The 5,827-nt window shown below is 60.8% G+C and carries 12 protein-coding genes; all 12 read left to right on the plus strand.

Translation table 11 applies throughout. The annotated features are described in order from the left end of the window. Window positions 1-271: 271 nt before the first annotated feature. From ACQKJZ_RS17580 to ACQKJZ_RS17635, 12 genes are read left to right on the plus strand one after another with little or no spacing between them, the layout of a single operon-like run. Window positions 272-490, plus strand: coding sequence for a hypothetical protein (locus ACQKJZ_RS17580; protein ID WP_427732790.1), 219 nt, complete (start codon window positions 272-274; stop codon window positions 488-490). Continuing rightward, window positions 487-1,413 carry a YqaJ viral recombinase family protein gene (locus ACQKJZ_RS17585; protein ID WP_427732792.1) on the plus strand — a complete coding sequence of 309 codons (927 nt, stop codon included), beginning with the start codon at window positions 487-489 and terminating at the stop codon, window positions 1,411-1,413. The genes ACQKJZ_RS17580 and ACQKJZ_RS17585 overlap by 4 nt, the downstream gene beginning before the upstream one ends. Continuing rightward, on the plus strand, window positions 1,410-1,847 hold the full coding sequence (locus ACQKJZ_RS17590; protein WP_427732794.1) for a hypothetical protein: 438 nt from the start codon (window positions 1,410-1,412) through the stop codon (window positions 1,845-1,847). The genes ACQKJZ_RS17585 and ACQKJZ_RS17590 overlap by 4 nt, the downstream gene beginning before the upstream one ends. Window positions 1,848-1,849: 2 nt before the next feature. Further along, a complete protein-coding gene (locus ACQKJZ_RS17595; RefSeq protein ID WP_427732796.1) occupies window positions 1,850-2,725 on the plus strand; it encodes a recombinase RecT in 876 nt (291 codons plus the stop codon). Continuing rightward, on the plus strand, window positions 2,722-3,144 hold the full coding sequence (locus tag ACQKJZ_RS17600; protein ID WP_427732798.1) for a hypothetical protein: 423 nt from the start codon (window positions 2,722-2,724) through the stop codon (window positions 3,142-3,144). Before ACQKJZ_RS17595 ends, ACQKJZ_RS17600 begins: the two co-directional genes overlap by 4 nt. Continuing rightward, entirely contained in the window at window positions 3,141-3,317 is a 177-nt protein-coding gene (locus ACQKJZ_RS17605; RefSeq protein WP_427732800.1) for a hypothetical protein, read from the plus strand. The genes ACQKJZ_RS17600 and ACQKJZ_RS17605 overlap by 4 nt, the downstream gene beginning before the upstream one ends. Next, on the plus strand, window positions 3,310-3,543 hold the full coding sequence (locus tag ACQKJZ_RS17610) for a hypothetical protein (protein ID WP_427732802.1): 234 nt from the start codon (window positions 3,310-3,312) through the stop codon (window positions 3,541-3,543). Before ACQKJZ_RS17605 ends, ACQKJZ_RS17610 begins: the two co-directional genes overlap by 8 nt. Next, window positions 3,536-4,045: a hypothetical protein gene (locus tag ACQKJZ_RS17615; protein ID WP_427732804.1), complete on the plus strand. Its 510-nt coding sequence runs from the start codon at window positions 3,536-3,538 to the stop codon at window positions 4,043-4,045. The genes ACQKJZ_RS17610 and ACQKJZ_RS17615 overlap by 8 nt, the downstream gene beginning before the upstream one ends. After that, window positions 4,042-4,866, plus strand: a complete 825-nt coding sequence (locus ACQKJZ_RS17620; RefSeq protein WP_427732806.1) for a DNA-methyltransferase — start codon at window positions 4,042-4,044, stop codon at window positions 4,864-4,866. Before ACQKJZ_RS17615 ends, ACQKJZ_RS17620 begins: the two co-directional genes overlap by 4 nt. After that, on the plus strand, window positions 4,863-5,219 hold the full coding sequence (locus ACQKJZ_RS17625; RefSeq protein ID WP_427732808.1) for a hypothetical protein: 357 nt from the start codon (window positions 4,863-4,865) through the stop codon (window positions 5,217-5,219). The genes ACQKJZ_RS17620 and ACQKJZ_RS17625 overlap by 4 nt, the downstream gene beginning before the upstream one ends. After that, a complete protein-coding gene (locus ACQKJZ_RS17630; protein WP_427732810.1) occupies window positions 5,219-5,641 on the plus strand; it encodes a DUF4326 domain-containing protein in 423 nt (140 codons plus the stop codon). The genes ACQKJZ_RS17625 and ACQKJZ_RS17630 overlap by 1 nt, the downstream gene beginning before the upstream one ends. Next, window positions 5,631-5,798, plus strand: coding sequence for a hypothetical protein (locus ACQKJZ_RS17635; RefSeq protein ID WP_427732812.1), 168 nt, complete (start codon window positions 5,631-5,633; stop codon window positions 5,796-5,798). The genes ACQKJZ_RS17630 and ACQKJZ_RS17635 overlap by 11 nt, the downstream gene beginning before the upstream one ends. Window positions 5,799-5,827: the final 29 nt, after the last annotated feature.

Here is a 5,827-nt window from a genome sequence, read left to right on the forward strand (position 1 = left end):
CCCCCATGATCTGATGATCAAACAGGCGGCGTGAATGACAACCGGGATTAGCTTAACTTAGCCGCAAACCTGTCCAAGAAGGCGGGACCACCTCAAGTGTCGAGATCATCGACATTAGCCCGGCGGACCCACTTATTATCATTCCCGACGACCTTTACGAAGACGACGACCTGCTGGCCGAGTGCATGGCGCATTACCGCGACATGCTTGACGATGCCGCCGAGCGTCGTGCCGAAGATCGCCGGGAAGCCCTCTATCTGGAGCGCTTCGCATGACCCCCCGCAGCATCACCCTGATCGGCCGCAACCACACGGTGCAGTCGCATATGACCGATGCGCAGCGGGAGCGGGCTGGCGGGCGGTTGCAGGCGATGGAGGGCGATCAGGACTGGATCGTCGTGCGGTTTAGCGTCGGGGAAATCCTCGCTGTGCTGGCTGGGTTCATCGCGATCGGTGCGTTCGCTTGGCTCGCGCTGGGGTTGGCGGTATGAGCGCCGTGGACCTGTCCCTGAGCGACGAGGCGTTCCGCGCCTCTGTCGTAGGCGCCGGGGAGGTGGCTGCTCTGTTCGACGCCAGTCCGTGGCTGACGAAGTTCGAGCTGTTCCACCGTAAGCGCGGCACGATCGCTACGCCGGAGTTCAATGCCGTCACCAATGGCGTGCCCGCCGACATGCGCATTTTCTGCGGCGTCATGCTGGAGCCTGTGGTTGTCGAGATCGCCTGTCGCCTGTGGGGCTATGAGCGCGTCGAGACGCCAAAGCGACTGACCAATGGCAACGGCTTGGGTGGTCATCCTGACCAGCTTGTCCGCTGCCCTGAGCGCGGCGTGGGCGTGCTGGAGATCAAGACGGCTGACTGGCTGGTGGCCAAGGGATGGGGCGATGAGCCACCGCTCAATTACCAGCTTCAGGCGCAGACCTATGCCGGTCTGGCTGGCGTCGAGTGGTGCGAAATCATCACACTGGTCGGCGGCAATGATCCCCGCCGCTTCCCGCTGCCGTTCAAGCCGAAGGTCTATGCTGAGATCGAGCGCCGCGTTGCCGAGTTCTGGGCTGACGTCGAGGCCGATCGCGCCCCGCCTGTGGATTATGCCCGCGACGGCAAGACACTGGTCGAAGCGCTGGGTCAGCCGACTGACGAGGTAGCGGACCTTCGCGAGAGCTTGGATGCCGAGCAGGAAGCGATGGACTTCCTCGACGCCAAGGCCCGCCGCGACGAAGCCGAAACCGACATGGAAGTCGCCAAGACCCGGCTGATCGAACGCATCGGCACGGCTGGCGTCGCGCTGCTGCCCGGCCACCGTCTGACCGCAAATCGCACCAAGGACACGCCCGATCGCGAGGCGAAGCAGGGTGAAATCATTCGCGGACGGAAGGGCTATCGCAGATTTGATCTGCGTGAGGTGAAAGCATGACCCCCGTGCATTTTGGAGATGTCCGCTTGCCGTCTCGCTTTTGGGATAAGGTTTCACCAGAGCCTAATAGCGGATGCTGGTTATGGAATGCTGCTGCTTTTTCTGGCGGGTACGGATCATACTGGATTGCTAATAGCAAGGAGCAGCTTGCACATCGCGCCGCATATGCCGCGTTAGTGGCAAGTCCAGAAGACCAGTTCGTCTGCCACCGTTGTGACACGCCGATCTGCGTCAATCCCAACCACATGTTCTTGGGTGCACCCATAGACAACACGCGGGATATGTTCCGGAAGAACCGATGGCGCGCCCCAAATCAACGCAGCCATTGCATTCGCGGCCACGCTCGAACGCCTGCAAATGTTGAGCGCAGCGGCGGCTGCAAAACATGCTCGAAGCTTCGCAAACAGCAAAAACTCAAAGCACTGGAGGCATAATCATGGCCACGCAACTCGCAGAACGTCGCGTTCATCCCGTCGAGGCATTCCGCCAGGCTCTGGATCACCGCACGAACGAGATCAAGATGGCGCTGCCCAGCCATATCAGCGTCGACAAGTTCCGGCGCGTGGCCACAACGGCCGTCCAGACCAACCCCGATCTTCTGGACGGCAATAAGGTCGAGCGCGCCTCGCTATTCACAGCACTGGTACGCGCCGCGCAGGACGGTTTGCTGCCGGACGGCCGGGAAGGCGCGATCGTCCCGTTCAAGGGCAAGGCGCAATGGATGCCTATGGTCGCAGGCATCATGCAGAAGGTGCGCCGCTCGGGAGAAGTCGCGTCGTGGGACGTGGCGGCGGTCTATGAAAAGGACCAGTTCGAACGGTTGCTGGGCGATGATCAACGCATCTTCCACAAGCCCTATGAAGAAGGCGATCCCGGCAAGGTCATCGGTGCGTACAGCATCGTCACGTTCAAGGACGGCACCAAGAGCCGGGACTACATGCCGAAATGGCGGATCGACAAGGCCAAGAACCAAGGCCGTGGCGCGAGCAGCCTGATGTGGACCACGTTTGAGGACGAGGGTGCCATCAAGACGGTCATCCGGCACCATGCGAAGCGGCTTCCTCAGGCAACCGACATCGAGGCAATCTTTGAGCGCGACGAGACCATGGCCGTCGAGCATCAGCCCGCGCCGCAGATGCAGGAAGCCCAGCCTGAGCCAGTGCAGAACCTGTCGCGCCTCGATGCCCTCGAACAGGCCATCGACACCACCACCCTTGACCCCAACGCTGGTGAAAAGCGCGTTGCCGCTGGATCGCAATCTCTGAGCAGCCAGCACGACGGGAATGAGGACATGGGGGAGGCGGGGGAATGAGCCGCGCGGGATACACCGAAGATTATGACTTCGACCAGTGGGCGCACATTCGCTGGCGTGGTGCCGTGGCCAGCTCCATCAAGGGAAAGCGCGGTCAGGCTTTCCTCCGCGAGTTGGCGGACGCACTCGACGCCATGCCGGAAAAACGGCTGATCGCCGGTGATTTGGAACGTGAGGACAACGTCTGCACCATCGGCAGTCTCGGCAAAGTTCGGGGTGTTGATATGGCTAAGCTGGACCCAGAAGATCCCGGCCCCATCGCAGACGCTTTCGGTATCGCTGAGCCACTGGTCCGCGAGATCGAATACATGAACGACGAGGCGGGCTGGTACAACGAGACTCCAGAAGCGCGGTGGAAGCGGATGCGAGCATGGGTTGAGGCTTCGATCATGAAGCCCGCCAAGGCCGGTGTCGCATGACCCACCTCTGCGCCGCCCGCCCGCCAATCCCCAGCTATGGCCAGATGGCGGTCTATCATCACCCGTGCGGCAAGCGGGAAGCCCTGCCGCCGCATCTCCCGAAACCCGAATGCCCCGATTGCTGCGCTCTGTTCGCGGCGGTCGAGAAGAAATGGAGTTATGCCCGTGGCTGACCAAGCTTTAGACCAGAAGCAGCTTCATGCCTGCCTAGCCCGATACATGGACTTGAAGGCGTTCGACGCCAAACGTGTGGGCAAGGAGCAAGCCGAGCGCCTGAAAGCGCGCCGGGATATTGCCAACAAGCGCGCCAAGGCCGCCATCCGGTTCTTTGAAAAGCCGGAGAATTTTGCCCGCTTGCAAGCCCGCATTCGACGCAATGAGGAGGCCGCCCGTGGCTGACATCCAAAATAACGAGCCCGTTGCCTACTTTTACGAACTGACTGGCGTCGGCAAAGAGCTGGTGTTGGACTGCAACGGTGAATATGCGCGCAAGCTGCTTGAGGCCGGTTACACCGAAACGCCGCTGTTCACCCGCGCCGCCCCGCCCGCGATGGATCGGGAGGCGGTGGAGCGGGTGCGCGAGGCGGCGTACCGCCAGGCACTCGAAGATGTCTGCAATCCGCTGGGCTATCTTCAGCGCATGGCGGATGCTGAAGGTGCCAAGTTGAGCGGTATGGCCTATGCCATCGCCAGCGACATCGGCACTATTCAGCGTATCGCCAAGGAAGCCCTCTCCACCCTCTCCGCAGACGCGATCCGCCAGGGGGAGGGGTTACGAGCCGCGCTCATCGCCGAGCGCGATAGAATGAAGGCGGCTCATGAAGATCGTAAGCCCGGAGCATTCCAATCGATGTGCGCCTTGAACCGTGTTCTTGACGCCTGCGATGGGGGGAAGGCATGAGGACTCGCATTATTGAAGGCGATTGCCGTGAGGTGCTGGCAACCTTCCAGGCCGCCAGTGTTCATTGCTGCGTGACCAGCCCGCCATATTTCGGCCAGCGTGATTACGGTGTTGACGGCCAGATGGGCCTTGAGGCGACTCCTGAACAGTACATTGCTGGCATGGTCGAGGTCTTCCGGGAAGTCCGGCGCGTGCTGCGCGACGACGGCACGCTGTGGTTGAACATCGGCGACAGCGTTTATTCAGGCAATGGCCAACCGTGCGGCTCCGATCCGCGCAGCCCGAACCGCAACTGGATGCGCCAGAAAGAAAAGAAACGATGGCTTGATACGCCTGGCATGGGCTTACCCAAAAAGTCCTTGCTGGGCATCCCTTGGCGACTGGCGCACGCGCTTCAAGCGGATGGCTGGACCGTGCGCCAGGAAATTATTTGGTGCCGTCCGACCGCCTTCGTAGAACCGAGTGTGCGCGATAGGCCCTATCGACAGCATGAGACGATATTTTTGCTGTCCAAGTCTAGAAGGTATTGGTTCGACCGAGCGTCTTTGCCTGAACAAAGCGTCTGGCATATTGAACCTGAGCGAGGACAAAAGGACCACGTCGCGCCGTTCCCTAAAGAATTGGCAAAGCGATGCATTGAAGCTGGATGTCCTGTCGACGGCATTGTCCTAGACCCTTTCAGCGGATCGGGGACCACTGGCTTAGTGGCCGGTCAAATCAGTCGGGAATCAATACTGATTGAATTATCTCCGGTCTACGCAAGTCTGGCAAAGAAACGGCTCGATAGCGGTAAGGACTTATTTGAAAGGACCGCAGCATGACCACCCGACAGACGCCGGATGCTGTGCGCGAGGGCTTGTTTGCAAGCTGGTCGACCAAGACCCTTGCGGACCAATGCCATATGCAGGCGCGCGAGCATCTCGACCCCGAGTTCACGCAATTCATGACGGCTGTGGGTAATCGCCTCGCCGCCCTCGACAGCCGCGCGGGCGATGCGGTCCCGGCGGGGGAGGTGGAGCGGTTGCGGGAGGTGTTGCGCGCCGTTCGCGATGACCTCCACAACGAAAACGGGCTGAACCTTCATTCGATCACGGACACGATTTGGCACGGACCCGCTGAAACGACCGTCGACTTTATCGACGCCGCCCTCTCGCACGGGGAGGGGCGGGAGTGATGCAGGAACCGAAGCGCGTCCAGCTATCGCGCAAGAAGGGTTGGAGGATGCCGGAAAATACGGTTTCGGTCGCGCGGCCTGGATTCTGGGGCAATCCACATACCGTCCATCGCGGACAGATGCACTGGGATGGCGAGACGGTCGATGAAACCGGAGAGCATGTCCTTAGCGGGCCATGGCTATGCGCACTGCGTCCCGACCGCCTTGCCGGGTTCTGGTTCGCAACGAAGGCAGAAGCCGTTGCCAAGGCTGTCGAGCTTTACCGCTGGAAGATGACGACCAAAGGCATTTGGGGCAATGCGCAGCGGCGGTTGCCCGAACTGCGCGGCAAGAACCTCGCCTGCTGGTGTCCACTCGATCAGCCTTGCCATGCAGATGTGCTGCTCGAGCTTGCGAATAAGGATGTAGTCAATGAGCGATGAACTGTCGTTTGACGAGCGTCGGATGCTCAAGGAACTGACGACTGCGCAGAAGCGCAATCTTTTGGCACTGCCGAGTGACATGGGCGGATACGCAACCGTTGCGGAAATGCGCAGTGGACTTGCCCCGCTTAAGTGGAGAGGCATTTGCTCAGCGTGACGCGGTTCGTTCGAACTGCGCGGGGCTGA

The sequence above is a fragment of the Sphingomonas sp. NPDC019816 genome, from assembly GCF_050274375.1.
Taxonomy (GTDB): Bacteria; Pseudomonadota; Alphaproteobacteria; order Sphingomonadales; family Sphingomonadaceae; genus Sphingomonas.